At 69.4% G+C, this 24,197-nt stretch carries 25 protein-coding genes; 18 read left to right on the top strand and 7 right to left on the bottom strand.

The features are described 5' to 3' along the window. The first annotated feature begins 1 nt into the window (after window position 1). From ccoS to JJ685_RS22015, 8 genes are all read left to right on the top strand, one after another. On the top strand, window positions 2-139 hold the full coding sequence (gene ccoS / locus JJ685_RS22050; protein ID WP_201676489.1) for a cbb3-type cytochrome oxidase assembly protein CcoS: 138 nt from the start codon (window positions 2-4) through the stop codon (window positions 137-139). Between the two features lie 109 nt (window positions 140-248). After that, on the top strand, window positions 249-1,685 hold the full coding sequence (gene ccoN / locus JJ685_RS22045; RefSeq protein WP_201676488.1) for a cytochrome-c oxidase, cbb3-type subunit I: 1,437 nt from the start codon (window positions 249-251) through the stop codon (window positions 1,683-1,685). Between the two features lie 19 nt (window positions 1,686-1,704). Beyond that, window positions 1,705-2,328 carry a cytochrome-c oxidase, cbb3-type subunit II gene (gene ccoO, locus JJ685_RS22040; protein WP_201676487.1) on the top strand — a complete coding sequence of 208 codons (624 nt, stop codon included), beginning with the start codon at window positions 1,705-1,707 and terminating at the stop codon, window positions 2,326-2,328. A 13-nt stretch (window positions 2,329-2,341) separates the two neighbouring features. Next, a complete protein-coding gene (locus JJ685_RS22035; RefSeq protein WP_201676486.1) occupies window positions 2,342-2,479 on the top strand; it encodes a cbb3-type cytochrome oxidase subunit 3 in 138 nt (45 codons plus the stop codon). Window positions 2,480-2,488: 9 nt separating this feature from the next. Next, entirely contained in the window at window positions 2,489-3,406 is a 918-nt protein-coding gene (gene ccoP, locus JJ685_RS22030; protein ID WP_201676485.1) for a cytochrome-c oxidase, cbb3-type subunit III, read from the top strand. Window positions 3,407-3,525: 119 nt separating this feature from the next. After that, a complete protein-coding gene (ccoG, locus tag JJ685_RS22025) occupies window positions 3,526-4,941 on the top strand; it encodes a cytochrome c oxidase accessory protein CcoG (protein WP_201676484.1) in 1,416 nt (471 codons plus the stop codon). Between the two features lie 18 nt (window positions 4,942-4,959). Then, window positions 4,960-5,223 carry a FixH family protein gene (locus JJ685_RS22020; protein WP_201676483.1) on the top strand — a complete coding sequence of 88 codons (264 nt, stop codon included), beginning with the start codon at window positions 4,960-4,962 and terminating at the stop codon, window positions 5,221-5,223. 39 nt (window positions 5,224-5,262) lie between these two features. Continuing rightward, the gene (locus tag JJ685_RS22015; protein WP_201676482.1) at window positions 5,263-5,553 is read left to right on the top strand and encodes a hypothetical protein; all 291 of its coding nucleotides are present in this window, start codon (window positions 5,263-5,265) and stop codon (window positions 5,551-5,553) included. A 24-nt stretch (window positions 5,554-5,577) separates the two neighbouring features. Here JJ685_RS22015 and JJ685_RS22010 read toward each other — a convergent pair whose 3' ends face one another. After that, complete coding sequence (locus JJ685_RS22010) at window positions 5,578-5,985, bottom strand: response regulator (protein WP_201676481.1); 408 nt, start codon at window positions 5,983-5,985, stop codon at window positions 5,578-5,580. A 124-nt stretch (window positions 5,986-6,109) separates the two neighbouring features. Here JJ685_RS22010 and JJ685_RS22005 point away from each other — a divergent pair, with 124 nt between their 5' ends. Continuing rightward, window positions 6,110-8,617 (top strand): sensor domain-containing protein, encoded by a 2,508-nt coding sequence (locus tag JJ685_RS22005; protein WP_236599181.1) that lies wholly within the window; start codon window positions 6,110-6,112, stop codon window positions 8,615-8,617. On the opposite strand, the gene JJ685_RS22000 is transcribed toward JJ685_RS22005, so the two are convergent. Beyond that, the gene (locus tag JJ685_RS22000; RefSeq protein WP_201676480.1) at window positions 8,586-9,335 is read right to left on the bottom strand and encodes a hypothetical protein; all 750 of its coding nucleotides are present in this window, start codon (window positions 9,333-9,335) and stop codon (window positions 8,586-8,588) included. The two genes, JJ685_RS22005 and JJ685_RS22000, sit on opposite strands and share 32 nt — an antisense overlap. Window positions 9,336-9,507: 172 nt before the next feature. Between JJ685_RS22000 and JJ685_RS21995 the strand changes: the two genes are divergently transcribed. Both JJ685_RS21995 and JJ685_RS21990 read left to right on the top strand, forming a co-directional pair. After that, entirely contained in the window at window positions 9,508-10,563 is a 1,056-nt protein-coding gene (locus JJ685_RS21995; RefSeq protein WP_330901817.1) for a PAS domain-containing sensor histidine kinase, read from the top strand. After that, the gene (locus tag JJ685_RS21990; protein ID WP_201676479.1) at window positions 10,560-11,204 is read left to right on the top strand and encodes a response regulator; all 645 of its coding nucleotides are present in this window, start codon (window positions 10,560-10,562) and stop codon (window positions 11,202-11,204) included. The genes JJ685_RS21995 and JJ685_RS21990 overlap by 4 nt, the downstream gene beginning before the upstream one ends. Window positions 11,205-11,279: 75 nt before the next feature. Here the strand turns inward: JJ685_RS21990 and JJ685_RS21985 are convergent, their stop codons facing one another. Next, window positions 11,280-11,585: a DUF2917 domain-containing protein gene (locus JJ685_RS21985; RefSeq protein WP_201676478.1), complete on the bottom strand. Its 306-nt coding sequence runs from the start codon at window positions 11,583-11,585 to the stop codon at window positions 11,280-11,282. 209 nt (window positions 11,586-11,794) lie between these two features. Here JJ685_RS21985 and JJ685_RS21980 point away from each other — a divergent pair, with 209 nt between their 5' ends. Continuing rightward, window positions 11,795-14,746 (top strand): penicillin-binding protein 1A, encoded by a 2,952-nt coding sequence (locus tag JJ685_RS21980; protein ID WP_201676477.1) that lies wholly within the window; start codon window positions 11,795-11,797, stop codon window positions 14,744-14,746. Between the two features lie 595 nt (window positions 14,747-15,341). Here the strand turns inward: JJ685_RS21980 and JJ685_RS21975 are convergent. Next, window positions 15,342-15,560 carry a CsbD family protein gene (locus tag JJ685_RS21975; protein ID WP_201676476.1) on the bottom strand — a complete coding sequence of 73 codons (219 nt, stop codon included), beginning with the start codon at window positions 15,558-15,560 and terminating at the stop codon, window positions 15,342-15,344. Window positions 15,561-15,684: 124 nt separating this feature from the next. Further along, complete coding sequence (fnr, locus tag JJ685_RS21970) at window positions 15,685-16,407, bottom strand: fumarate/nitrate reduction transcriptional regulator Fnr (RefSeq protein WP_201676610.1); 723 nt, start codon at window positions 16,405-16,407, stop codon at window positions 15,685-15,687. A 172-nt stretch (window positions 16,408-16,579) separates the two neighbouring features. Between fnr and hemN the strand changes: the two genes are divergently transcribed. Further along, on the top strand, window positions 16,580-17,965 hold the full coding sequence (gene hemN / locus JJ685_RS21965) for an oxygen-independent coproporphyrinogen III oxidase (RefSeq protein ID WP_201676475.1): 1,386 nt from the start codon (window positions 16,580-16,582) through the stop codon (window positions 17,963-17,965). After that, a complete protein-coding gene (locus JJ685_RS21960; RefSeq protein ID WP_201676474.1) occupies window positions 17,965-18,645 on the top strand; it encodes a sulfite exporter TauE/SafE family protein in 681 nt (226 codons plus the stop codon). Before hemN ends, JJ685_RS21960 begins: the two co-directional genes overlap by 1 nt. 21 nt (window positions 18,646-18,666) lie before the next feature. On the opposite strand, the gene JJ685_RS21955 is transcribed toward JJ685_RS21960, so the two are convergent. Beyond that, complete coding sequence (locus JJ685_RS21955; protein WP_201676473.1) at window positions 18,667-20,349, bottom strand: sensor histidine kinase; 1,683 nt, start codon at window positions 20,347-20,349, stop codon at window positions 18,667-18,669. A gap of 171 nt (window positions 20,350-20,520) precedes the next feature. Between JJ685_RS21955 and JJ685_RS21950 the strand changes: the two genes are divergently transcribed. Next, window positions 20,521-20,964 (top strand): hypothetical protein, encoded by a 444-nt coding sequence (locus JJ685_RS21950; RefSeq protein WP_201676472.1) that lies wholly within the window; start codon window positions 20,521-20,523, stop codon window positions 20,962-20,964. 21 nt (window positions 20,965-20,985) lie between these two features. Then, window positions 20,986-21,465, top strand: a complete 480-nt coding sequence (locus JJ685_RS21945) for a HugZ family pyridoxamine 5'-phosphate oxidase (protein WP_201676471.1) — start codon at window positions 20,986-20,988, stop codon at window positions 21,463-21,465. A gap of 13 nt (window positions 21,466-21,478) precedes the next feature. On the opposite strand, the gene JJ685_RS21940 is transcribed toward JJ685_RS21945, so the two are convergent. Beyond that, window positions 21,479-22,165: a c-type cytochrome gene (locus JJ685_RS21940; RefSeq protein ID WP_236599180.1), complete on the bottom strand. Its 687-nt coding sequence runs from the start codon at window positions 22,163-22,165 to the stop codon at window positions 21,479-21,481. A gap of 108 nt (window positions 22,166-22,273) precedes the next feature. On the opposite strand from JJ685_RS21940, the gene JJ685_RS21935 reads away from it, so the two are divergent. Continuing rightward, window positions 22,274-22,996 (top strand): sulfite exporter TauE/SafE family protein, encoded by a 723-nt coding sequence (locus JJ685_RS21935; protein ID WP_330901816.1) that lies wholly within the window; start codon window positions 22,274-22,276, stop codon window positions 22,994-22,996. 222 nt (window positions 22,997-23,218) lie between these two features. Then, window positions 23,219-24,187, top strand: a complete 969-nt coding sequence (murQ, locus tag JJ685_RS21930; protein ID WP_201676468.1) for an N-acetylmuramic acid 6-phosphate etherase — start codon at window positions 23,219-23,221, stop codon at window positions 24,185-24,187. Window positions 24,188-24,197: the final 10 nt, after the last annotated feature.

Raw genomic sequence — 24,197 nt, 5'->3', positions numbered from 1 at the left:
TATGGACATCCTCTTCGTGCTGGTTCCCCTGTCGGTCGTGCTCGCGCTCGCCATCCTGGCCGCGCTCGGGTGGGCCGTGTGGCGCGGGCAGTTCGACGGCATCGAGGCCGAGGGCGAACGCATCCTGCGCGAAGATTGACGTCGCGCAAAACTTGATGCGGGTCAAGAAAACCCGGGCCGCTTGACCTTCATCAACCGGGGCGCAGATCCCCGACAGGACACTCTCGGGCATCTGTAAAAGGTGCTTCATGAACGAACCTAGCGTTACCTCTGCCACGTACAACGACACGGTCGTCCGGCAGTTCTCGCTGATGGCCGTGGTATGGGGCGTGGTGGGCATGCTCGTCGGCGTGTTCATCGCGGCCCAGCTGGCCTGGCCCGAACTGAATCTGGGCATTCCCTGGCTCAGCTATGGGCGACTGCGCCCGCTGCACACCAACGCGGTCATCTTCGCGTTCGGCGGCAGCGCCCTGTTCGCCACCTCCTACTGGGTGGTCCAGCGCACCTCGCAGGTCTCCCTTTTCGCGCCGAAGCTGGCGTCGTTCACCTTCTGGGGCTGGCAGGCCGTGATCGTGGCGGCCGCCATCAGCCTGCCCCTGGGCTACACCTCGGGCAAGGAATACGCCGAACTCGAGTGGCCGATCGACATCCTGATCGCGCTCGTCTGGGTGGCCTACGCCATCGTGTTCTTCGGCACGGTCGGCATCCGCAAGGTCAGGCACATCTACGTGGCCAACTGGTTCTACGGCGGCTTCATCCTGGCGGTGGCGCTGCTGCACATCGTCAACAGCGCCGCGATCCCCGCCGGCTTCATGAAGTCCTACTCCGCCTACGCCGGCGTGCAGGACGCCATGGTGCAGTGGTGGTACGGCCATAACGCGGTGGGCTTCTTCCTGACCGCGGGCTTCCTGGGGATGATGTACTACTTCATCCCCAAGCAGGCCGAGCGCCCGGTGTACAGCTATCGCCTGTCCATCGTGCACTTCTGGGCCCTGATCTTCACCTACATGTGGGCGGGCCCGCACCACCTGCACTACACCGCGCTGCCGGACTGGACGCAGTCGGTCGGCATGATGTTCTCCCTGATCCTGCTGGCGCCCAGCTGGGGCGGCATGATCAACGGCATCATGACCCTCTCGGGGGCCTGGCACAAGCTGCGCGACGACCCCGTGCTGCGCTTCCTGATCGTGTCGCTGTCCTTCTACGGCATGAGCACGTTCGAGGGCCCGATGATGTCGATCAAGACGGTCAACGCGCTGTCGCACTACACCGACTGGACGATCGGCCACGTGCACTCCGGCGCGCTGGGCTGGGTGGGCCTGATCTCCATGGGCTCCCTGTACTACCTGATCCCGCGCCTGTTCGGCCAGAAGAAGATGTACTCGGTCAAGGCGATCGAGCTGCACTTCTGGACCGCCACCATCGGCATCGTGCTGTACATCGCCGCCATGTGGATCGCCGGCGTGATGCAGGGCCTGATGTGGCGCGCGGTCAACGTCGACGGCACGCTCACCTACACCTTCGTGGAAAGCGTCAAGGCGACCTATCCCTTCTACGTGATCCGCGTGCTCGGCGGCCTGCTGTACCTGACCGGCATGGTGGTGATGGCCTGGAACACCTGGATGACCGTTGCCAACGGCCGCGCCGTGCGCGTCAGCATCCCCGCGGTGGCCGCCCACGCCTGACACCAGAAAGAGCAGCACCATGAGCGACAAGACCGCACCCGGCTTCTCCCACGAGAAGATCGAGACCAACAACTTCCTGATGATCGTGCTGATCCTCGTCGTGGTCGCCTTCGGCGGCCTGGCGGAGATCGTGCCCCTGTTCTTCCAGAAGTCCACCACCGAGCCCGTCGCCGGCCTGAAGCCCTACACGGCGCTGCAGGTCGCCGGCCGCGACATCTACCTGCGCGAGGGCTGCTACAACTGCCACTCTCAGATGATCCGGCCGTTCCGCGCCGAGACCATGCGCTACGGCCACTACTCCGTGGCGGGCGAGTTCGTGTGGGACCACCCCTTCCAGTGGGGTTCCAAGCGCACCGGCCCCGACCTGCACCGCGTGGGCGGCAAGTACTCGGACGAGTGGCATCGCATCCACCTGAACAACCCTCGCGACGTCGTGCCCGAGTCCAACATGCCGGCCTACACGTGGCTGGAGAAGAACGCAGCCGACGCGTCCACCATCTCCGCCCACATGAAGGCGCTGCGCACCGTCGGCGTCCCGTACACCGACGAAGAGATCGCCAAGGCCCCCGAGCAGCTCAAGGGCAAGACCGAGATGGACGCCGTGGTGGCCTATCTCCAGTCCCTGGGCAAGGCCCTCAAGTAAGGAGAACAAGAGCATGGACATCAACACCGTGCGCGAGATCGTGACGGTCGTCTCGTTCGCCACCTTCATCGGCATCGTCGCCTGGGCCTGGGCCCGCCGCAACCGCGCCAGCTTCGAGGAAGCCGGCCGCATCCCTTTCCTGCAGGACTAAGAGGAGACCATGAGCGATTTCACGAGTAGCTTCTGGTCCTTCTGGGTCATCACGATCACGCTGGGCGGCATCTTCGGCTGCGCGCTTCTGCTGTGGATGACGTCGCGCAAGAAGGTCGAGCCGGGCGCCGACAACACCACGGGCCACGTCTGGGACGAGGACCTGACGGAGATGAACAACCCGCTGCCCATGTGGTGGGTGGGCCTGTTCATCATCACGATCGTCTTCTCGCTGCTGTACCTGGTCGCCTACCCCGGCCTGGGTTCCTACGAGGGCGAACTGAAGTGGAGCACCCGCGGCGAGTACGAGTCCGAGGTGGCCAAGGCCAACAAGGAACTCGAGCCGATGTACGCGCAGTTCACGGCGAAGAAGACGGAAGAGCTGGCCGGCGACCCGAATGCCATGGCGATCGGCGAGCGCCTGTTCATGAACAACTGCGCGCAGTGCCACGGCTCCGACGCCCGCGGCAGCAAGGGCTTCCCGAACCTGGCCGACGCCGACTGGCTGCACGGCGGCACGCCCGAGAAGATCAAGGAAACGATCACCAAGGGCCGCATCGGCATGATGCCCCCGATGGCCGCCGCCGTCGGCTCGCCCGACGACGTGCGCAACGTGGCGCACTACGTCCTGAGCCTGTCGGGCAGCCCGCACGACTCCGTGCGCGCCCAACTGGGCAAGGCGAAATTCGCCGCCTGCGCCGCCTGCCACGGGCCGGACGGCAAGGGCAACCAGGCGATCGGCGCGCCCAACCTGTCGGACGACATCTGGCTGCACGGCTGGGGTGAGAACGCGATCGTCGCCATGGTGACCGGCGGCAAGACCAACCAGATGCCGGCCCAGGAGGGCAAGCTGACCGAAGCCCAGATCCACGTGCTCGCGAGCTACGTCTGGAGCCTGTCGCACAAGCCGGCCAGCGCGAAACCATAGGTCGAAAGTTCTCGGATTGTCGTCGGGAAAGCGGGGGGGGGCCCGAGGCGCCCCCTTTTTCTTTGCGTCTGATCAAAGTCAACTGACGGCTTCCTTGCGCGCCGCATGATTCCCGAAATATGAAAGTCATCCCGATCGTCCCGGTGGATGCCGCAGCAGACGGCCAGATCCAGGGGCTCTACACGTCCGAAAGCAAGGTCTACCCGCGCTGGGTGAGAGGCATCTTCGCGCGCTGGCGCTGGGCCTTCGTGTGGCTGACGCAGATCATCTTCTACGGCCTGCCCTGGCTGCAGTGGGGCGAGCGCCAGGCGGTGCTGTTCGACCTGGGGGCGCGGCGCTTCTACATCTTCGGCTACGTCCTGTACCCGCAGGACTTCATCTACCTGACCGGGCTGCTGGTGATCGCGGCCCTGTCGCTGTTCCTCTTCACCGCCGTCGCCGGGCGGCTGTGGTGCGGCTTCTCCTGCCCGCAGACCGTCTACACGGAGATCTTCCTGTGGATCGAGCACAAGGTCGAGGGCGACCGCGGCGCCCGCATGAAGCTCGATCGCTCCGGCCTCGACCTGGAGAAGTTCGTCAAGAAGGCGTTCAAGCACCTGCTTTGGGGCATGTTCGCGATGTGGACCGGCTTCACCTTCGTCGGCTACTTCACGCCCATCACCGAACTGGGGATGGAGTTCCTGCAGACCCGCATGGGTTCGTGGGAGATCTTCTGGGTCTTCTTCTACGCCTTCGCCACCTACGGCAACGCCGGCTTCATGCGCGAGCAGGTGTGCAAGTACATGTGCCCGTACGCGCGCTTCCAGAGCGCGATGTTCGACCGCGACACCCTGATCGTGAGCTACGACACGGACCGCGGCGAACCGCGCGGCTCGCGCGCCCGCAAGGCCGACCCGAAGGCGCTGAACCTCGGCTCCTGCATCGACTGCACGCTGTGCGTGCAGGTCTGCCCGACCGGCATCGACATCCGCCAGGGCCTGCAGTACGAGTGCATCGGCTGCGGCGCCTGCATCGACGCCTGCGACGGCGTGATGGACAAGATGAACTACCCGCGCGGGCTGATCCGGTTCTCCACGCAGAACGCGATGGCCACCGGCGGCGGCCGCGACGCGATCGTCGCGCGCATCCTGCGCCCGCGCGTGCTCGTCTACGCGTCGATCCTGCTGGTGCTCACGTGCGCCGTGATGGTGAGCCTGGCGATGCGCACGCCGCTGAAGGTGGACGTGGTCCGCGACCGCGCAGCGCTCTCGCGCATCGTGGCCGGCGGCATGCTGGAGAACGTCTACCGGCTGCAGGTCATGAACGCGAGCGAGCAGCCGCAGCGCTACCGCCTCGACGCCTCCGGCCTGCCGGGCCTGTCGATCGCCTCCGAGCGGGTGGTCGAGGTCGGCCCGGCCGAATCGCGCTGGGTCGCCGTGCGGCTGCAGATCCCGTACGGCTCCGCCGCGTCGGGTTCGCATCCCATCCACTTCGAGATCGACAACGGCGCCGATGCCCGCGTGCGCGAGAAATCGGTGTTCCTGGTCCCCCGCTGAAACGAAAGGCAGTCCCGCATGAGCAACGAGACCGAGAAGCAGGCCGGCGCCCCGTGGTGGAAGTACGGCCACGTGTGGCTGCTGATCGCCGGGCCCGCCACCGTCGTCGTGGCAGGGTTTGTCACAGCCTGGATCGCGGTGAAAAGCCCTGATCCCGTCGTGGAAGCCGACTATTATCGGCGTGGGATCGAAATCAACAAGACCCTGGCCGCGCGAGACAAGGCCAACCTGCCGGCGCTGCAGGGGCGCAACCACGCCGCCGCGCCGACGCAGCAGCCCTGACACGCGCGCCAGGTCACCAGTCTGGGAGACGAGACGGACATGGGCACGCGCTTGATGTGGATCGCCTGGCCGGCGTTCATGGCCGCCTGCATGCTGGAACTGCTGGTGTTCGCGGTGGTGGACCCGCTCGAACTGCAGTGGTCCGGCCAGAACCTGGGCTGGTCGCGGCAGGCGGTGTACACGCTGTCGTTCTTCACGTTCTGGGTTGTGTGCATGGGCGCCTGCGCGCTGACCACCCTGCTGCGCATGGATCCCTCCGAATTCAATTCCTGCCCGTATCCGCGCGACCAGCGCCCCGCGGCCTGTCCCGGCGAAACGGGCGTCGTGTAATTCCCCTTCGGTCCAGGGGCTCGATCACGGGGGACCTCCGGCCGCAGGTCCGGACGCGGCCAGCAGGCTGCACTGGTGCGCGCAGTAGTCCACCAGCGCGTCGATCTCGGTGGACTTGTCGAACACCGCATCCACGCCCAGCTGGGCGCAGCGCTTGCGCACGCTGGCGTTCACGTAGTTGCTGAAGACGACGATCTTCTGGTCGGCGCGGGCGCGCTGCACCCGCTGCACGAGGCGCATGCCGCTGCCGCCCCGGAGGAACAGGTCGACGATGACCATGTGCCAGTCCGTGCGCGCGGCGATCCAGGCCAGCGCGCCTTCCTCGGTGGTCGCGCCGCCGATCACCTTGACGCAGGTGAGTGCCTCGAGCGCGCCCACGAGGTTTTCATGGATCTCCGTGTTGTCCTCGACGAGGAAGACCGCGAGTTGCACGGGCGATGGGGTGGGTGTCGGTTCCAAGGCGTAAGGCACTCTATCCGCTCAGCCAGGCCCTCTTTTCGGAGGCCCCCGCGTTTGCATGTAGGAGCCTGCCTACCGCGGAAACCGGGATCGTGCCATGCCCCGTAAGATGGCGACGAGCATGTCCATGGACCCGGTCTTCGCGCGCGAACCCGGCCAGCTGCTGCAGCTGGTGGAGCAAAGCGTCTCCCTCGGTTTCTGGCGGCTCGATGCGCGCGAGGGCCGCCCTTCCTGGTCCGCGCAGCTCGCCCGCCTGCACGACGCCCCGGAGGGCTACGCCCCCACCCTGGAAGACGCGCTGGCGCGCTACGCCGGGGAACACCGGTCGGAGCTGCGCGCGGGCATCCGCGCCTGCCTGGAGGAGGGCACGCCCTTCGATCTCGAGGTGCAGCTCCACTCCATGCAGGGGCGCCGCACCTGGGTCCGCTGCGTGGGGCAGGCGCTGCGCGACCCCGGCGGTGCCATCGTCGGCTGCGAGGGCCTGGTGCAGGAGATCGCGCCTTCCGGCTACGCGCCCGGCACGCTGCTGCGCCACGTCGTCAGCATGGGAGGCGCGCTGGGTAGCGGCGAGGCCTTCGCGACCGTCGACCGCCAGGGCCGCATCAGCTACGCCAACGGGGAGGCGGCCCGGATGCTGGCCCCCGGCGGCGAGCCGCTGGTGGGCCGCAAGATCTGGAGCTACTTCCAGAAGCGCGCCCGGCTCGGCCTGGAGGAGCGCTTCATGCAGGCGCTGGAGCAGCGCGAGGCCATCGAGCTGGAGGAACTCGACGCCCAGGTGCGCCACTGGCTGGAGCTGCGCGGCTTCCCCTTCGGCTCGGGGCTGGCGCTGCACCTGCGCGACGTGTCCTCGCGCCGGCGCGCCCAGCAGCACCTGATGCTGCTGGAAGGCAGCATCGCGCGGCTGAACGACATCGTCATCATCACCGAGGCGGCGCCGTACCGCGCGCCGGGCCCGCGCATCGTGTTCGTCAACGAGGCCTTCGAGCGGCGCACCGGCTACACCCGCGACGAGGTCCTGGGCCACTCGCCGCGCTTCCTGCAGGGGCCGGACACGCAGCGAAGCCAGCTCGATCGCATTCGCGCCGCGCTGGAGCAGTGGGAGCGCGTGCGCGTCGACCTGGTCAACTACACCCGCAGTGGCGAGCCCTACTGGGTAGACCTCGACGTCTCGCCGGTGTGGGACGAATCGCGGCGCCTCACGCACTGGGTGGCGGTGGGCCGCGACATCACCGAGCGCAAGCGCGACGAGGAGAAGATCCAGTACCTCGCGTTCTACGACCCCCTGACGGAGCTGCCGAACCGGCAGCGGTTGCTCGAGCGGCTGGGCGCGGCGGCCGGCGAGGGCGGGCCGGGCCGCGACGGCGCCCTGATGTTCATCGACCTCGACAACTTCAAGGTGCTGAACGATACCCTGGGCCACCAGAAGGGCGACCTGCTGCTGCAGCAGGTGGCGCGCCGGCTGCGCAACTGCGTGGCTCGCGGCGACATGGTGGCGCGGCTCGGGGGCGACGAGTTCGTGGTGCTGCTGGAAAACACGCCGGAGAAGCCGCTGGACCCGCTGACGGCGGCGCAGTCGGTCAGCCAGCGCATCCTCGACGCGCTGGGGGAACCCTACGTGCTTCCGGGCTACCTGCACCACAGCACCTGCAGCATCGGCGTGACGGTGTTCGGCCCGGCCCGCTCGGGGGTCAGCGAACTGCTGAAGCAGGCGGACCTGGCCATGTACCAGGCCAAGGCCGCCGGCCGCAATACCGTGCGCTTCTTCGACCCCGAGATGCAGGCCGTGGCGAGCGAGAACGCGGCGCTGGCGGCCGACCTGCGCCAGGCCTGGCGCGACAACCACCTGGCCATCGAATACCAGCCGCAGGTCGGCATGGACGGCCGCATGACCGGCGTGGAGGCGCTGCTGCGCTGGGAGCACCCAAGCCGCGGCCTGGTGCAGCCGGACCACTTCATCCCCACCGCCGAAGAAACGTCCCTGATCATCCCGATCGGCCATTGGGTGCTGGAAACCGCCTGCGCGCAGCTGGCCCTGTGGGCGCGGCACCCCGGGCGTGCCCACCTGGGCATCGCGGTGAACGTGAGCGTGCGGCAGTTCCGCCATCCCGACTTCATCGACGAGGTGATGCACTGCGTTCGGCGCCACGGCGTGCCCCCCGGCAGGCTCAAGCTGGAACTCACCGAGAGCCTGCTGGCCGACAACCTCGACGCCGCCATCGCCAGGATGCGCAACCTGAAGGACATGGGCGTGCGGCTGTCGGTCGACGATTTCGGCATCGGCTATTCCGCGCTGTCGTACCTGAAGCGGCTGCCGATCGACGAGCTCAAGATCGACCGCGGCTTCATCCGGGACATCCTCACGGACGGCAACGACGCCGCCATCGCCGGGACGATCATCGGCCTGTGCCGCAACCTGGGGCTGGAGGTGATCGCGGAGGGGGTCGAGACCGAGGCGCAGCGGGAGTTCCTGGCCCGCCAGGGCTGCCACCGCTACCAGGGCTACCTGTTCTGCCGCCCGCTGCCGATCGCGGACCTGGAGGCCTTCATCGACCGTGCCGAGGGCGGGGCGCGCCTCACACCGGAACCATCTTCAGCGGGCTCGTGACCACCGCGCGGGGCAGGCGCAGCATGATCGCCGGGCCGTTGCGCAGCAGTTCCACGCCATGCTGCACGGCCAGCGCCTGCACCTCCGGCCACGCCAGCGGGCAATCGCCCGGCTCGTGCGGCTGGGTGGAACTGCCATCCGGCCGCGGCTGGTATTCCACCGCCACCACGCCGTGGGAGGAGGAGCGCTCGGTGCGCACCACCAGCTCGCCCGGGCCCGGTGCCGCGTCGGCCAGGGTGAGGAGGGCCGCCGAGAGGAGGAAGCGCACGGCGCTGCGCGAGACCTCGAAATCGCCGTCGCCCGGCTCGGTGCGCAGGTCGAATCCGCGGAAATTGAGGCTGGTGGAGAGCAGCCGCAGCACCTCCGACACGCCCTCGCGCAGTTCGACGGAATCGTCCTCGTCGGCCTGCATCCAGGTGCAGACCTCCAGGCAGCGCGCGACGGCCTGGCGCGACAGACGGTTGAGCCTGGAGACGGCGGCCTGGAGATCGTCCGGGGCGACCGCGCCCCGGTCCATGCGGGCGCCCAGCGCTTCGGCCATCATGCCCAGGGACTGCAGGGGCACCACCATGTCGTGCCGCAGCGGCGGCGTCAGGCGCCTCAGGATGTCGTGCTGCGCGGCCCGGGCGAGACTGCGCAGGCGCTGGGGCGACGCATCGGGGCCACCGGCCGCTGGGGGGACGGAGTTGGGGGTGACGGGATCTTCGAGCGCCAGCACGTGGAAGAGTCTCGGACCGGGGCCGCGCCCCCCCTGTCAGGTCCCTTTGGGGCGGGGTGTAGGACCATTGCGGCAGCACCCTGGCGCCCTCGACCCCGCATCGAGCCTGACGAGCCATGTTGGCGGCGCTCAGGTTGTGCTGTAATTTGCGGGCTATGACAGGCGACATTCTGTGACCTTCTCGCTCCTCTCCGACGCCAACGCCAAGCAGCGGCTGGCCGGCTTGCTCGAGTCCGCCATGGATGCGATCATCAGCTGCGACGACACGCAGAAGATCGTGCTGTACAACCGCGCCGCCGAAAGGATCTTCGGCTGGCCACCCGAAGAGGCGATCGGGCAGCCGCTGGAAATGCTCATTCCGACGCGCTTCCACCAGCTGCACGCGCAGCAGGTGCGCCGCTTCGGCGCCACCGGCACGACCTCGCGTCGCATGGGCGACACCACGGTGCTGTACGCGCGGCGCAAGAGCGGGGACGAATTCCCGATCGACGCCTCGATCTCGCAGCTGAACACCCCCGAGGGCAAGCTCTATACCGTGATCCTGCGGGACATCACGGAGCGGGAGCGGGCGCGCGAGGAACTGGCGGCCTTCGCCTCCGAATCGGCCGGCGTGCGCGAGCAGGAGAAGTCGCGCATCGCCCGCGAACTGCACGACGAACTGGCGCAGTCGCTCACCGCCGCCAAGATGGACGCGATCTGGCTGCGCGACCACCTGTCCGCCGACCCCGAGGCGCAGTCCAAGATCGCCACCATGCTGAGCATGCTGGATACCTGCGTCGCCTCCACCCGGCGCATCGCGGCCGACCTGCGGCCGCTGGTGCTGGACGACCTCGGGCTGGTGCCGGCGCTGGAATGGGTGGTGCAGAACTTCATGCAGCGCACCCACGTGCCCTGCGAGCTGATCGTCGACGAGGACCTCGAACTGGAAGAACCCTTCGCCACCGGCGTGTTCCGGATCGTGCAGGAGTCGCTCCAGAACGTGGCCAAGCACGCCGAGGCGACCCAGGTGGAGGTGGAACTGAATTCCGAGGGAGACTACCTATTGCTGCGGGTGCAGGACGACGGCATCGGCTTCCGGCCCTCGCAGCCGCGCAAGCCGCAGTCGCTGGGCCTGGTGGGCCTGCGAGAGCGCGCCCAGCTGATGCGCGGCGAACTGCGCGTGGACAGCAGCCCCGGCGCGGGCACGCGCGTGGAGGCCCGCATCCCCACGACCAGGGCCGACGCATGACGATCCGCATCGTCATCGCGGACGATCATGCGATCGTCCGGGAGGGGCTCAAGCGCATCGTCGGCGGGGCCGGGGACCTGGAGGTCACCGGCGAGGCAGCGGACGGCGGCGAGGTGATGAAGGCCGTGCGCGAGCTGGAGTTCGACATCCTGGTGCTGGACCTGTCGATGCCGGGGCGCAGCGGCATGGAGCTGATCAAGCTCGTCAAGTCCGAGAAGCCGAAGCTGCGCATCCTGGTCCTGAGCATGCACCAGGAGACGCAGTACGCGGTGCGGGCCATCAAGTCGGGCGCCAGCGGCTACCTCACCAAGGAAAGCGCGCCGGCGCAGCTCGAACAGGCCATCCGCAAGATCGCCGGCGGCGGCGCCTACATCAGCGCCGAAGTGGCGGAGCAGCTCGCGCTGGGCGCCATGCCGGGCAGCGACACGCTGCCGCACGAGAGCCTGTCGGACCGGGAGTTCGAGGTGTTCCGGCTGCTGGTGGCGGGCGATGCGGTCTCCGACATCGCGCACCAGCTGAACCTGTCCGTGAAGACCGTCAGCACGCACAAGGCCAACCTGATGCAGAAGCTGGGGCTGAGCAACCAGACCGAGCTGGTGCGGTATGCACTGAAGCACGGGCTGGCGGATCCGCTCAGCTGAACACCCGTCCTTCCCGCGCAGGCGGGAATCCGGGCTGACGGCAGCCGCGTCCTGCGACCGTGCCGGCAGCGGCGCTCAGTCGCCGACCTCGATCTCCAGCACGCAATCGCCCCGCAGCGCATGCACCGTCATGCGCCTGCCGTGGCCCTCCACGCGATAGCTCTGCTGCGGCTGCAGCACGATGTCGCGCGGGTCGCCGTCGTGCGTGATCCAGGCTTCGCCATCGCGGCAGTGCACGGTCTGGCGCGGGCCCATGCGGGGAATCTCGCGCGTGGTGCCCTGGCGCACCCCGGCCGCGTACCAGCGGGTGACGCGCGGCGGCGCTTCGGCGCGCGCGAACAGGCGGGAGACGAAAGCCGGCGGCTGGAGGGCGAATTGCATAGGGCATCCATGTTCCGCCCGCCCGCGGGCGGCCTTTCGTCGGACGGCTTCCGGCACGGCTGTACGAAGGCCGGCCACCGCGCCCGCATTCCGTCATCCGCAGGGGCAATCCGCACGCGGCAAAGCCCCCGTTCCCACCGCGCAGCCGTCCTACAGTCGCGCCACCGCCGTGCCGCCCTAATTCCTCCACCCATGAGGAACACCGCATCATGAAAAGAGCGACAGAGGGAGTCACGGGCCGCGCGGCCTCCGGCCTGCGGCGCATCGCCGGCGCGATCCGCCGGCACCCATGGCGCGCCGCGCTCGCGCTGCCGCTGGCGCTCGTCGTGTACACGGCGGCCCTGCTGCCCTTCACGCCCAGCATCGGGGACATCAAGAAGGCCAAGCAGGAACAGCCCTCGGTGGTGCTGTCGGCGGACGGCAAGGAACTGGCGGTGTTCAAGCGCGCCAACCGCGACTGGGTGAAGCTTGCCGACATCTCGCCGAAAGTGACGGACGCCCTGCTCGCCACCGAGGACAAGCGCTTCTACGAGCACCACGGCATCGACGTGGCGCGCACGGCCAAGGCGGTGCTCAACACGCTCAACGGCGACGTGGAAGGCGGCTCCACCCTCACGCAGCAGCTCGCGCGCAACCTGTACCCGGGACAGATCGGGCGCGAGCAGACGGTCACGCGCAAGGTCAAGGAAGCGATCACCGCGCTGAAGATCGAGGCGGTCTACAGCAAGGAGGAGATCCTGGAGACCTACCTCAACTCCGTTTCCTTCCTCTACAACGCCTGGGGCATCCAGATGGCCGCGCGGACCTATTTCGACAAGTCCGCGAAAGACCTCAACGAGGTGGAAGCCGCCACGCTGGTCGGCATGCTGAAGGGCACGGCCTACTACAACCCCGTGATGAACCCGGAACGCGCGCTGCAGCGCCGCAACACGGTGCTGGCCATGATGGTCAAGGAGGGCAAGCTGCCCGAGGCGCGCTACGAGCAGCTCAAGGCCCAGCCCATGAAGCTCGATTTCGAGCGGGTGCCGGAATTCAACGGCATGGCGCCGCACCTGGCGGAATCCCTGCGCCGCTGGCTGATCGAGTGGGCCGACCGGCACGACTACAACATCTATGCCGACGGCCTGGTGGTGCGGACCACCATCGACTCCCGCCTGCAGGAGATGGCCACGAAGGCGGTGGAGCGCCAGACCCGGGCGCTGCAGGCCGTGGCGGACGTCGAGTGGAGCCGCAGCGCGCTGGTCGCGCTGGGGTCCGATCCGAACAACTACGCGGCGGCGCGCGGCAAGTACGCGCCCTTCGAATTCTTCTGGAACAGCAACCCGAACCTGGTGAAGGCCTGGATCAAGGACTCGCAGGAGTACAAGGCGGCGCGCGAGCAGGGCCAGGGCGAGGCCCAGGCCCTCAAGGACCTGCAGGCCAACGCCGAATTCATGCGCGCGCTGCGGCGGCAGAAGACCCTGCTGCAGGCCGGCTTCCTGGCGATCGAGCCGCAGACCGGCGCCGTGAAGGCCTGGGTCGGCAGCCGCGACTACGCCGAGGACAAGTTCGACCACGTGCAGCAGGCCCGGCGCCAGGCCGGTTCCACGTTCAAGCCCTTCGTGTACGGCGCCGCCTTCGAGATGGGGCACCAGCCGAACGAGACCCTCATGGACCAGCCGGTGGAGATCCAGATCGACCGCAACAAGGTCTGGCGTCCGGGCGACATCGAAGGCTCCCCGACCGGCCTGCCCGTGACGCTGCGCGACGGCCTCGCCAAGTCCAAGAACACCATCACCGCGCAGCTCATGATGCAGGTCGGCCCCTCCCGCGTGGCGGGCCTGGCGCGGGCGATGGGCGTGCGCCAGAGCAAGCTGGACGAAGTGCCTTCGCTGGCCCTGGGCACCAGCCCGGTCACGCTGAAGGAGATGGTGGCGTCCTTCGGCACCATCGCCAACGGCGGCAACTACATCGAGCCGCAGATCGTGACGGCGGTGGAGGATCGCCAGCACAACGTGCTGGAAAGCTTCGCGCCCCGCACGCCCGAGCCGGCCCTGCAGAACCAGGCCGCGCTGACGCTGCTGGACGTGCTGCGCGGCACGATCGAGTACGGCACGGCCGCCGGCCTGCGGCCGCGCTTCGGCCTCAGCGGCGACCTCGCCGGCAAGACCGGCACCACCCAGGACAACACCGACGGCTGGTTCATCCTGATGCACCCGCAGCTGGTGGCCGGCGCCTGGGTCGGCTTCAACGACAACCGCGTGACCATGCGCAGTTCCTACTGGGGGCAGGGCGCGCACAACGCGCTGCTGCTGGTGGGCGACTTCATGCAGCAGACCACCAAGGCGAACCTGGTCGATGCCAAGGCGGCCTTCGCCGCGCCGCGCCTGAGGGACCAGGAGAAGCCCCTGCTGGATCGCATGGGCGACTGGTGGAACAGCGTGTTCAACATCCCCACGGAGCCGGCGTCCGAGCCGGAAGTGGCCTCGCTGCCCCCGGTCAACCTGGAGCCGCCGGTGCTCGAGCCGCCGCCGCAGCAGATCACCGTGGCGCCCCCGCCGCTGCCGCTGCCCGAGACGGCGCCCCTGCCCGCGGTGACCCCGGATGCGCCGGTGATCGCGGACAACCTGCCGCGTCGCATCCCGGCCTTCCCGCGCCCGCTGGAGCAGCCCGCCCCCGCGCGGCCGATCGACACCATCCCGGGAACGCAGGTCTACCGCATGCCCGACACGCCGCGGAATGCGCCCGACCCGACGCTGCCGCCGGACGTGGTGCGGGCGCCTCCTCAGACGGCGCGGACGGCGCCACCGGCGGGCACCGGCTCCTCCACGGCGACGCTGGGCGGGCCCTCGAGCCGGGCGGACGACCGTATCGGCGGTCCCGCCACCAGCCGGGAACCGGCGACGAACCTGGACGGGCGGTCGGACGGCACGGCGATGCGCGGCGGCACCGCCGGCAGCAACCGTCCGGACACGACCACGACCTCCACCCCGAGCGGGAGCAGCCGGCCCGATACCACGGCCACTACGGGCGGAGGCAGCCGCCCGGACACGCTGGGGACGTCGCCGGGCAGCAGCACGCGGATCGAGTCGAATGGGCCTGTTCCGTCGGGCGCCGATGCGAGCCCGAGCCCTGCACCGGCGGGACAGGCGAGCGGCAGCGTGTCGGCGCCCAGCGAGTGAATGGCCTTGGCGGGGCAAAGGGGTGAAGGGTGTTCGGCGGAGAGGCACTGTCGTTCGAATTGGCGCGGTCATACGCTGACTCGCTTCGTTGCCAGTGGCCCGGACCAGGACGGACCTGTCCGCCTCGGCGACTGTCCCCCGGCGCGGATGAGAGTCCAGGCCCGTAAGCTCGCCGCGCCCGCGCACCCTCCTTTATGTCGCCGAGGCGGACAGGCCCGCCCTGGTCCTGCGCAGCGCGCGATTCGGCAGCTTCCCTCGCGCACCTGGTTCTTGCGGGGGACGGCATACGGCACGCGTCAACGAAGCCGCTGCGCACGAACCTGGCGCGGCGCAGGGCCAGAGCGGGGCTGTCCGGCTCGGCGACATAAAGGAGGAGGCGCGGGCGCGGCGCTCACCCCGGGCCGCGCGTCTCACCCGCGCCGGGGGACAGTCGCAGAGACGGACAGCCCCGCTCTGGTCCGGCAAGAAGGCCGCTGCGCGCACCTGCGATTCCCTCATCCGGCGGAAATGAACCCCGACCATCACCCCCCCGGGAGATCGGCGCAAAAAAAAAGCCGGGACAGTCCCGGCTTTTTTCATGGGATGCGTCAGGACCTCAACGCCGGTCCAGCCGCTCGCGCTCGATGTCGCGTTTCAGTTCGCGCTCCTGCCGCACGTCCTCGCGCGCGTTGCCGATGCCCTGCTGCACGCGGCCCTTGATCTCGCGGGCGTGGCCGCTCGCCGTGGTGCTGCTGTCGCCGGTCAGGCGCCCGACCTTCTGCTTGATCTCGCCCGTCACCTGGTTGGCGACACCCTTGATCTGCTGCTTGTTCATCTGGCCTCCTTGGGATGGTTGATGCTTACCATCTTGGGGCGCAGGCGTGGCCGCGACAGGGGCGCAACGCGGCAATGCGGGTCCGCCCGCTCCTACAGCAGAGGGCTCGCCGGCGGCGCGGCCGTCAGAAGCCGGTGCCCGGCTGGGCCAGCAGGCCGCGCAGGCGATCGACGTCCACGATGCGCACGTGGCGCTGGTGCACCTCGATCATGTTTTCTTCGGCGAAGCGTGAGAAGGTGCGGCTCACCGTCTCCAACTTGAGGCCGAGGTAGCTGCCGATCTCCTGCCGGGTCATGCGCAGCACCAGCTCGGAGCGCGAGAAGCCGCGGGCCTGCAGGCGCTGCACGAGGTTCAGCAGGAAGGCCGCGAGGCGCTCCTCGGCGCGCATGGTCCCGAGCAGCAGCATCACGCCGTGCTCGCGCACGATCTCGCGGCTCATCACGCGGTGCAGGTGGTGCTGCAGCGCGCCGACTTCGCGCGACAGCTCGCCGATGCGGTCGAAGGGCAGGACGCACACCTCGGCGTCCTCCAGGGCCACGGCGTCGCAGGTGTGGTGGTCGTTGACGATGCCGTCGAGGCCGACGATCTCGCCCGCCATCTGGAAGCCCGTCACCTGGTCGCGGCCGTCCTCGGCCGTCACGCAGGTCTTGAACACGCCGGTGCGGATGGCGTAGAGCGCGTGGAACTTCTCGCCATTGCGGAACAACGCCGTCTTGCGCCGTACCTTGCGCCGCGAGGTGATCACCTCGTCGAGGCGGGCCAGGTCCTCGTCGCTCAGGCCGATCGGCATGCATAGTTCGCGCAGGTTGCAGTTCGAGCACGCCACCTTGATGGTGGTGGGGCTCAGCTTGGGCGCGTCTTCTCTCGCAACTGGGGACATGAGGGTGGGCACTTTCCGGGCGTAAGGGTGCTCGTATCGACAGGTAAATTGTCAGGGGCGGGTTTCCCCCCCGGTTGACTCAGATCAACTGGGCCCGGAGTGGCCGGGCGCACGATTCACCGCCAGAGAAGACCCCCCAATGACGACCACCATCTCCCCCGATCTGCTGCGCAAGTACGACGTTCCCGGTCCCCGGTATACCTCCTATCCGACCGCGGACCGTTTCGTCGAGGCGTTCGGACCGGCCGACTACGAGCAGGCCCTGGCCCAGCGCCGGGAGGGCCCTGCGGCCATGGCCCTGCCGCTGTCGCTGTACGTGCACATTCCGTTCTGCGAATCGCTGTGCTACTACTGCGCCTGCAACAAGATCATCACCAAGCACCACGAGCGGGCCGCGCCCTACCTGCGCTACCTGACCCGCGAGGTGGAACTGCACGCCGAGGTGCTGGGCACCGGGCAGCCGGTCAGCCAGCTCCACCTGGGCGGCGGCTCGCCGACCTTCCTGACCGACGACGAACTGCGCCAGCTGATGGCCATGCTGCGCCGCAACTTCGCGATCGCGCCCGGCGCCGAGTCCTCGATCGAGATCGACCCGCGCACCGTCACCACCGAGCGCCTGCAGTTCCTGTACGACCTGGGTTTCAACCGCATCAGCTACGGCGTGCAGGACTTCGACCCCGACGTGCAGAAGGCCGTGCACCGCGTGCAGCCCTACGAGCAGGTCGCCGCCCTGATGGAAGATGCCCGCCGCATCGGCTTCGACTCCGTCAACGTGGACCTGATCTACGGCCTGCCGCGCCAGACGCCCGAGTCCTTCACCCGCACGCTGCAGCAGGTCTCCACCCTGCGGCCGGACCGTATCGCCCTGTACGCGTACGCGCACCTGCCGGAGCGCTTCAAGCCGCAGCGGCGCATCATCGCGGCCGAACTGCCCGGCGCGGCCAACAAGGTCTCCATGCTGTCGCAGGCGCTGGCCGCCTTCATCAGCGCCGGCTACGTCTACATCGGCATGGACCACTTCGCGCTGCCCGGCGACGCGCTGGCCGTAGCCAAGCGCCAGGGCCGCCTGCATCGCAACTTCCAGGGCTACAGCACGCAGGCCGACTGCGACCTGATCGGCCTGGGCGTCTCGGCGATCGGCAAGGTGGGCGCCACCTACAGCCAGAACGCCAAGACCATGGACGAATATTGCGACTCGCTCGACCAGGGCAGGCTGCCGGTCGTGCGCGGGCTGGCGCTGTCGCGCGACGACCTGGCGCGGCGGGCGGTGATCATGGCCCTGATGTGCCAGGGGCAGGTGGTGTTCGAGTCGATCGAGCTGGCCTGGCTGCTGGACTTCAAGAGCTACTTCGCCGCCGAGATGGAACAGATGCGCCAGCTGCAGGAGCAGGGCATGGTCGTCGTCGACGACGAGGGCATCCAGGTCACCGCGCAGGGCTGGTTCTTCGTCCGCGCCGTCGCCATGCAGTTCGACAAGTACCTGCAGGCCGACCGCAACCGGACGCGCTTCTCCCGGATCATCTGATGACGCTCACCCTCGCCGGCACCGCCTTTCTGATGGGGCTGGTCGGGGGACCCCACTGCCTGGCCATGTGCGGCGCCGCCTGCGGCGGCGTGATCCGCGGCGTCGGCGCGAAGCCGGCCCGCGGCATGTGGACCTTCCAGGCCGGCCGCCTGCTGGGTTACAGCCTGGCGGGCGCCGCGGCCGGACTGGCCGTGCAGAGCTTCGCCTGGCTCTCCTCCCACACCGCCGCCCTGCGCCCGGCCTGGACGCTGTTCCACGTCGCCGTGCTCGTCTGGGGCGTGATGCTGCTGGCGCAGGCCCGCCAGCCGCAGTGGGTGGAGTCCGCCGGCCGCGGGATCTGGCAGCGCGTGCGGCCGCTGGCGCAGCGCCGCGGCGGGCTCGTCGTGACCGGCGCGCTGTGGACCTTCATGCCCTGCGGGCTGCTCTATTCGGCGTTGCTGGTGGCATCGCTCTCCGGCGGCCCGCTGGAGGGCGCGCTGAGCATGGCCCTGTTCGCCCTGGGCAGCGGCATCGCGCTGGGGCTCGCCCCGGCCGCCTTCCGCAAGCTGCAGGACCTGGGCAACCGCCTGCGCAAGGACTGGGGCACCCGCATCGCCGGCGGCCTGCTGGCCGCCACCGCCGCCTGGGCGCTGTGGATGGACCTGGCCCATCGCATCGCCGAGTGGTGCGGGCTGGCCTGAGCCGCTGGCTTCCGCGGCGCCTCAGGACACGGACGGCGGCTTCCAGGCCGGCAACCGGATCTCGACGCCGGTCAGCGAAAGTTCCAGATCGCCCCCCATGCCCTCGATGCGACGGCGGGCCGCGGCCATGCGGCCCTCGTCGGGCGGGATGCGGCAGGCCAGCTGGTGCGGGCCGCATTGGCAGGCGATGTGGAGGCGCACCGTGTCCTGCAGCGCCTCCGTGCTCACCACCAGCCGGGTGCCGCCGGCGCCGCCGCAGCGCTCGCAGTTCTCTTCCAGGGCGTGCAGCAGCCCCATCAGCACCTCGGTGAGCTGGTCCGGGATCGCCTCGCAGGCCAGCAGCCCCTCGCCGCGGCGCTGCTCGATCGGCGTGCCGCGGAAGCGGCGGTCGAAACGCAGGAAATCGCACACCGAGCTCACCGCCTGGTTGATGTTCACCACTTCGGGGGTGTCGCTGCCGGCCGTGGCGAAGTCGCTGATGCGGCGCGTCATGCCGGAGATGCGGGCGGTCTGCTGCACGATGGTCCTGGCCATCTCCGGCTGGATGTCGGCCGGCGTGCGCCAGTGCTCGATCTCCTCCGCCATGCCGGAGATGATCGCCAGCGGGTTGCCCACCTCGTGCGAGATGTGGGCCGCCATGGTCGCCATGGTGGCCATCTTGTCCTGGTGCCACTCGTGCTCGCGCACGGCCATCTGCTCGCGGGCGCGCGCCTCGGCGTCGATGATGCGCTGGGCGTTGCGCACCAGATAGAGCAGCGCGAGGTACACCATCACGAGCAGCGCCGCGCTCACCAGCAGCAGTCGCGTGGAGGACCGCTCCATCGTCGCCTGGTTGCGCTCGGCGGCCTGCTGCACGCGCTCCTGGTTGCGCTTCGTCACGTCGCCCAGCCGCAGGCCGGCGGAATCGAGCTGCTGCAGCAGCGGGGTGACGTCCGAGTAGATCTCGAAGACGCCGCCCACCCCGCCGCGCGGCAGGTCCACCGGGATGTAGCTCTGGATCAGGTCGCGGTGCTCGACTTCCCCCTCGAAGGCGCTGAAGCGATTGCGGTGGACCAGCTCGCTGGCCGGGTGGCCGTCCGCGGCGGAGCGCCAGCCCCGGTTCTCGGCCTTGTCCTCGCCGACCTGCGCCAGCTCGGAGGAATAGACGGTGAGGCCGCGCAGGTCGTAGACCTTGATCTTGAACACGCTGGTGCGGCGCATGAGCGCGCGCACCGGCGCGTCGACGTCGGGGAAGCCGGGCAGGGCGGCCACCTGCCGCCGCAGCTCCGCGGTGCAGGCCTTCGCGTCCGCGACGGGGCCGCGCTGGACGTCCGGGGCCGATGCGCGGCAACGCTCCACCGGCACCGCCTGGGCGCGGGCGACCAGCGGGGCGAAGTGCGACTCCCACAGCGCATTGGCGAACACGTGCGCCAGCGTGACGTGGCCGGCTTCGTGGACCGAGACCAGGTTGCTGCGGCCCGCTTCCTTTTGTTCCTGCAGCAGCTGCGCCTGCACGGTGGCGAGGAAGTTGCCCTGTTCGCGCTGGGTCGCGGCGAAGAAGCGCTGCTCGCCCAGCTCCAGCAGGTACAGCGCGATCGCCAGCACGACGAACGCCATCAGGCTGGTGGCGGTGAAGTAGCGGGTCAGCTGGAAGGGGCGGCCACTCTCCGCCGAGGGGCCGGGGAGGGCAGGCCGCCACGAAGCGAGCAGGGGGCGCAGCCTCATGCTCGCCTCCTTGGCGAAGGCGGCTCGTCGCCGCCGGGAATCCGGTACTTCCTCACCTTCGCGAGTCTAATGGACGAGGGCATGCCCATCAACGCGAAGCTTGCGCGGTGTCGCATCGCGCGGGGCGCGCCTCGTGTAATCTCCGGCGCGCGAATGGAAGGACGGGTGCGAATGAAAGACAGGGTCCGTGGGCTGGGGATGCTTGCGCTGGCGGTGCTGGCGCAGTCCGCGCACGCCGCGTATGCCGGCCTCTGGTTCCAGTGCCAGCCGCGGTGGACGGCGGAGAAGAACTACCTGCTGGTCGACGTGCGCAAGGGCGAGCGCGCCTGGGAGGCGAGCTGGGGCCGCGCGGACGCGGCCGCAGGCCAGGCGCAAAAGGACAAGGAGGGCAACCTGGTGCTGCGCGGCTGCCATGCGCTGGCCGGCAAGCCCGCGCCCGCTTGCGAGCCGGCCCGGCCGCCCCTGTTCGCCACCCTCCCGAAGGCGGTGGCCGACGGCAAGGGCCTCGCGGTCGACGCTGCCCTGCGCGGCGGCGCCTGGCTGCGCACCGACCAGGCCGGCCTCGAATCCCTCGCGCGACAATGCGCCGCATTGCGGCCCAGAGCCAATGGCTGACGCCGCACGCAAGGAGCAGGCATGAACGCAATCCAGGCGGGGGCCCTGCGCCAGCTGCTGGAACGGCAGGAGATCGCCGCGCTCGGCACGCTGCACAACGGCGAACCCTTCGTCTCCATGGTGCCCTATGCGCTGGCGCCGCAGGGTCGCGGCTTCGTGATCCACGTGAGCCGGCTGGCCACGCACACGAAGGACATGGAGCAGCACCCCGGCGTCAGCCTGCTCGTGATGGACGAGCGCGCGCCCGAGGTGCCCCCGCAGGCGCTGGCGCGCGTCACGGTGCAGGGCGACGCGCGGCCTTGCCCGCCCGAGGCGCCGCTGTACGCGGCGGCGAAGGAGGCCTACCTCTCGCGCTTCCCGAACAGCCAGGAGATGTTCGGCTTCGCCGACTTCTCGCTGTTCCTGATCGAACCGCGCTCGCTACGCGTGGTGGGGGGCTTCGCGCAGGCGTGGTCGTTCACGGCGGCCGACTACGCGCGCTGCATGGGGGCCGAAGGCTGATTCCACACGGCGCTCACCTCAGGGCGCCGATGTAGGCGACCAGGGCCTTGATCTCGGCATCCGTCAGGCCCTTGGTGTACTTGAACATCTTCTCGTCGGTGCGCACGTCGTTGTCGCGGTAGCGCCGGATCGCCGTTTCCAGGTAGTTCGGCTGCTGGCCGGCGAGGCGCGAGTTCTTCTCGCTGCCGGCGCCGGACTCGCCGTGGCACTTCCTGCAGCCGTTCTCGTACACCGCCTTGCCCTGGGCGGCCAGCTTCGCGTCGCCCGACGGCCGCGCCGCGGGCGCTTCCTGGTTCGTGTAATAGACGGCGACGGCGAAGCGCTCCTCGTTGCTCATCGCCTTCACCAGGCCTTCCATGAAGAAGGCGCCCTTGCGGCGGCCGTCGTGGAACTTGTTCAGCTGGTTCAGCACGTAGATCGTGTTCTGCCCGGCCAGGTTGGGCACGTCGGGCCGCACGCTCTGGCCGGAGGGGCCGTGGCAGTTGGCACAGAAGGTGGCGAGCTTGGCGCCCTGCCGGTAGGCCTGCTCCTGGAGCTTCGGGTCTGCCTTGGCCGCGGCCAGCTTGTCCTGCGCCCACTGCGGGAGGACGGCCGCCGGATGGGACGCCGCCGGCTGCGCCGGAGTGGCCGCGGTCGGCTGCGCCGAGGCGGCGCAGGCGAGCCCCATCGCGAGCAGGCACGCGAGTGCGGAATATTTCATCGCCGAGATGATGCAGAGGGCGGCCGGGGTGCGCTTGAGAAAAGTCAAGTGCGACGCGGCCACGGCGTGCCTTGCGGCCCCGGCCGCCCGGCCCCAGAATGCGCGGCCGTGGAATACCTCTTCGTTCTCGTGGTGGGGCTGGCGGCGGGCACGCTCGGCGGCGTCGTCGGCACCGGCTCGTCGATCGTGCTGATGCCGGTGCTGGTGCTCCTGTTCGGCGCCCGGCAGGCGGTGCCGATCATGGCGATCGCCGCGATCATGGGCAACGCCGGCCGCGTGATCGCCTGGCGCCGCGACATCGACTGGCGCGCCTGCCTGGCCTATTGCGCGACGGCCGTTCCCGGCGCGGTGCTCGGGGCCAGCCTGCTGCTGGCCATCCCGCCGGGCGTGGCCGAACTCGCGCTGGGCGTGTTCTTCCTGTCGCTGATCCCGCTGCGGCGCTGGCTGGCGCGGCGCTCGTTCCGCCTGACCCGCCTGCACCTCGCGCTGCTCGGAGGGCCGATGGGCGTGCTGACCGGGCTGGTCGTGTCGACCGGGCCGATGACCGTGCCGCTCTTCACCTTCTACGGCCTGGAGCGGGGCGGCCTGCTGGGGACCGAGGCGGCCGCCTCCATCGGCATGTACGCCTCCAAGGTGGCGACGTTCCAGGCGCTGGGCGCACTGCCGGCGCCGGTGGTGCTGGACGGGCTGATCGTCGGCTCCTCGCTGATGGCGGGTTCCTTCGTCGGCCGGGCGATCGTGCTCGCGCTCACGCCGGGCGCGTACCGGACGCTGGTCGACGGGCTCATGCTGTGCTCGGGCCTCACCTTGCTGTGGGCCGCCGTTCGCTAGGTCGAGCATTTCGACGTGCTGGCGCGGATCCGCCCCCTGCCGTTCCCGGGCGGCACGCTCATGCGCACGCCCGCGCTGGTGCTGGGCATGGGGTCTTGCCTCCTGCCCGACGCCTTGTAGCCGTGCCGCCACTGGGAGGGGACACGGATTGGGCCGGAGCTCCTACAGCCTGGCGGGCGTGGTGGCGCGAGGATGGGATCACCTCTACCATGGGACATCCGCATGCCTGACCTGAAGCTGGAGCCCGCCCCCACCGCCATGGACGCCGCGCGCAAGCCGAACCCGCCCGCCCAGCCGCCGCTGGATGCGCGCCTGACCGAGCAGCGCAATCCGCGCAGCCTGCGCGTCGACCAGATGTCGTCGCTGGAGATCGTCGACCTGGTCAACGGCGAGGACCGGCTGGTGGCCGCGGCCGTGAGCGACGAGCGCGAGCACATCGCGCGCGCGATCGACCTGGTCGTCGAATCCTTCCGCCAGGGTGGCCGGCTGATCTACGTCGGCGCCGGCACGTCCGGTCGCCTGGGGGTGCTGGACGCCTCCGAGATGCCGCCCACCTACCGCATCGAGCCGGAGTTGGTGCAGGGCGTCATGGCCGGCGGCTACGAGGCGCTGCTGCGCGCGCAGGAGGGCGCCGAGGACATCCCCGAGGATGGGGCCCAAGCGATGGACGACCGCGAGGTGGACGGCCGCGACTTCGTGCTGGGCATCGCGGCCTCGGGCACCACGCCCTTCGTGCACGGCGCCTTGCAGCGCGCGCGCGAGCGGGGCGCCCGCACCGGATTCCTGCTCTGCACCTACCCCACCGAGGAACTGCTGCAGGCCCATGACGTGGTGATCGCGCCGCTGGTGGGGCCCGAGGTGATCACGGGGTCCACGCGCATGAAGGCGGGGACCGCGACCAAGATGGTGCTGAACATGATCAGCACCGCCGCCATGGTGAAGACCGGCAAGGTGTACGGCAACCTGATGGTGGACCTGCAGGTGACCTGCCAGAAGCTGCAGGACCGGGGCGAGCGGATCCTGATGGAGACGCTGGGCGTTTCCCGCGACGAGGCCGCGCAGCTGCTCGATGCGTCGGGCGGCCACGTGAAGACCGCGATCGTGATGTCGCGCCTGTCCCTCGATGCGGAAGCCGCGCGCAAGCGCCTGGAAAAGGCCGGCGGCTCCATCGCGGCCTTGTTCGGTCGCTGAATCGCGACTG

The sequence above is a fragment of the Ramlibacter monticola genome (genome assembly GCF_016722785.1).
Classification (GTDB): Bacteria; Pseudomonadota; Gammaproteobacteria; order Burkholderiales; family Burkholderiaceae_C; genus Ramlibacter; species Ramlibacter monticola.
This window is presented reverse-complemented; position numbering and strand designations above follow the sequence as displayed.

Excerpts from the sequence above, each read along its gene's own strand:
- JJ685_RS22005 (WP_236599181.1), top strand. The coding sequence starts at position 6,110 with ATGCCCCGTAAGATGGCGACGAGCATGTCCATGGACCCGGTCTTCGCG.
- JJ685_RS21980 (WP_201676477.1), top strand. The coding sequence starts at position 11,795 with ATGAAAAGAGCGACAGAGGGAGTCACGGGCCGCGCGGCCTCCGGCCTG.
- JJ685_RS21955 (WP_201676473.1), bottom strand. The coding sequence starts at position 20,349 with ATGAGGCTGCGCCCCCTGCTCGCTTCGTGGCGGCCTGCCCTCCCCGGC.
- JJ685_RS21960 (WP_201676474.1), top strand. The coding sequence starts at position 17,965 with ATGACGCTCACCCTCGCCGGCACCGCCTTTCTGATGGGGCTGGTCGGG.
- hemN (WP_201676475.1), top strand. The coding sequence starts at position 16,580 with ATGACGACCACCATCTCCCCCGATCTGCTGCGCAAGTACGACGTTCCC.
- ccoG (WP_201676484.1), top strand. The coding sequence starts at position 3,526 with ATGAAAGTCATCCCGATCGTCCCGGTGGATGCCGCAGCAGACGGCCAG.
- ccoS (WP_201676489.1), top strand. The coding sequence starts at position 2 with ATGGACATCCTCTTCGTGCTGGTTCCCCTGTCGGTCGTGCTCGCGCTC.
- ccoO (WP_201676487.1), top strand. The coding sequence starts at position 1,705 with ATGAGCGACAAGACCGCACCCGGCTTCTCCCACGAGAAGATCGAGACC.
- JJ685_RS21950 (WP_201676472.1), top strand. The coding sequence starts at position 20,521 with ATGAAAGACAGGGTCCGTGGGCTGGGGATGCTTGCGCTGGCGGTGCTG.
- JJ685_RS22020 (WP_201676483.1), top strand. The coding sequence starts at position 4,960 with ATGAGCAACGAGACCGAGAAGCAGGCCGGCGCCCCGTGGTGGAAGTAC.
- JJ685_RS21975 (WP_201676476.1), bottom strand. The coding sequence starts at position 15,560 with ATGAACAAGCAGCAGATCAAGGGTGTCGCCAACCAGGTGACGGGCGAG.
- JJ685_RS21940 (WP_236599180.1), bottom strand. The coding sequence starts at position 22,165 with ATGAAATATTCCGCACTCGCGTGCCTGCTCGCGATGGGGCTCGCCTGC.
- murQ (WP_201676468.1), top strand. The coding sequence starts at position 23,219 with ATGCCTGACCTGAAGCTGGAGCCCGCCCCCACCGCCATGGACGCCGCG.
- ccoP (WP_201676485.1), top strand. The coding sequence starts at position 2,489 with ATGAGCGATTTCACGAGTAGCTTCTGGTCCTTCTGGGTCATCACGATC.
- JJ685_RS21945 (WP_201676471.1), top strand. The coding sequence starts at position 20,986 with ATGAACGCAATCCAGGCGGGGGCCCTGCGCCAGCTGCTGGAACGGCAG.
- JJ685_RS21985 (WP_201676478.1), bottom strand. The coding sequence starts at position 11,585 with ATGCAATTCGCCCTCCAGCCGCCGGCTTTCGTCTCCCGCCTGTTCGCG.
- JJ685_RS21990 (WP_201676479.1), top strand. The coding sequence starts at position 10,560 with ATGACGATCCGCATCGTCATCGCGGACGATCATGCGATCGTCCGGGAG.
- ccoN (WP_201676488.1), top strand. The coding sequence starts at position 249 with ATGAACGAACCTAGCGTTACCTCTGCCACGTACAACGACACGGTCGTC.
- JJ685_RS22015 (WP_201676482.1), top strand. The coding sequence starts at position 5,263 with ATGGGCACGCGCTTGATGTGGATCGCCTGGCCGGCGTTCATGGCCGCC.
- JJ685_RS22035 (WP_201676486.1), top strand. The coding sequence starts at position 2,342 with ATGGACATCAACACCGTGCGCGAGATCGTGACGGTCGTCTCGTTCGCC.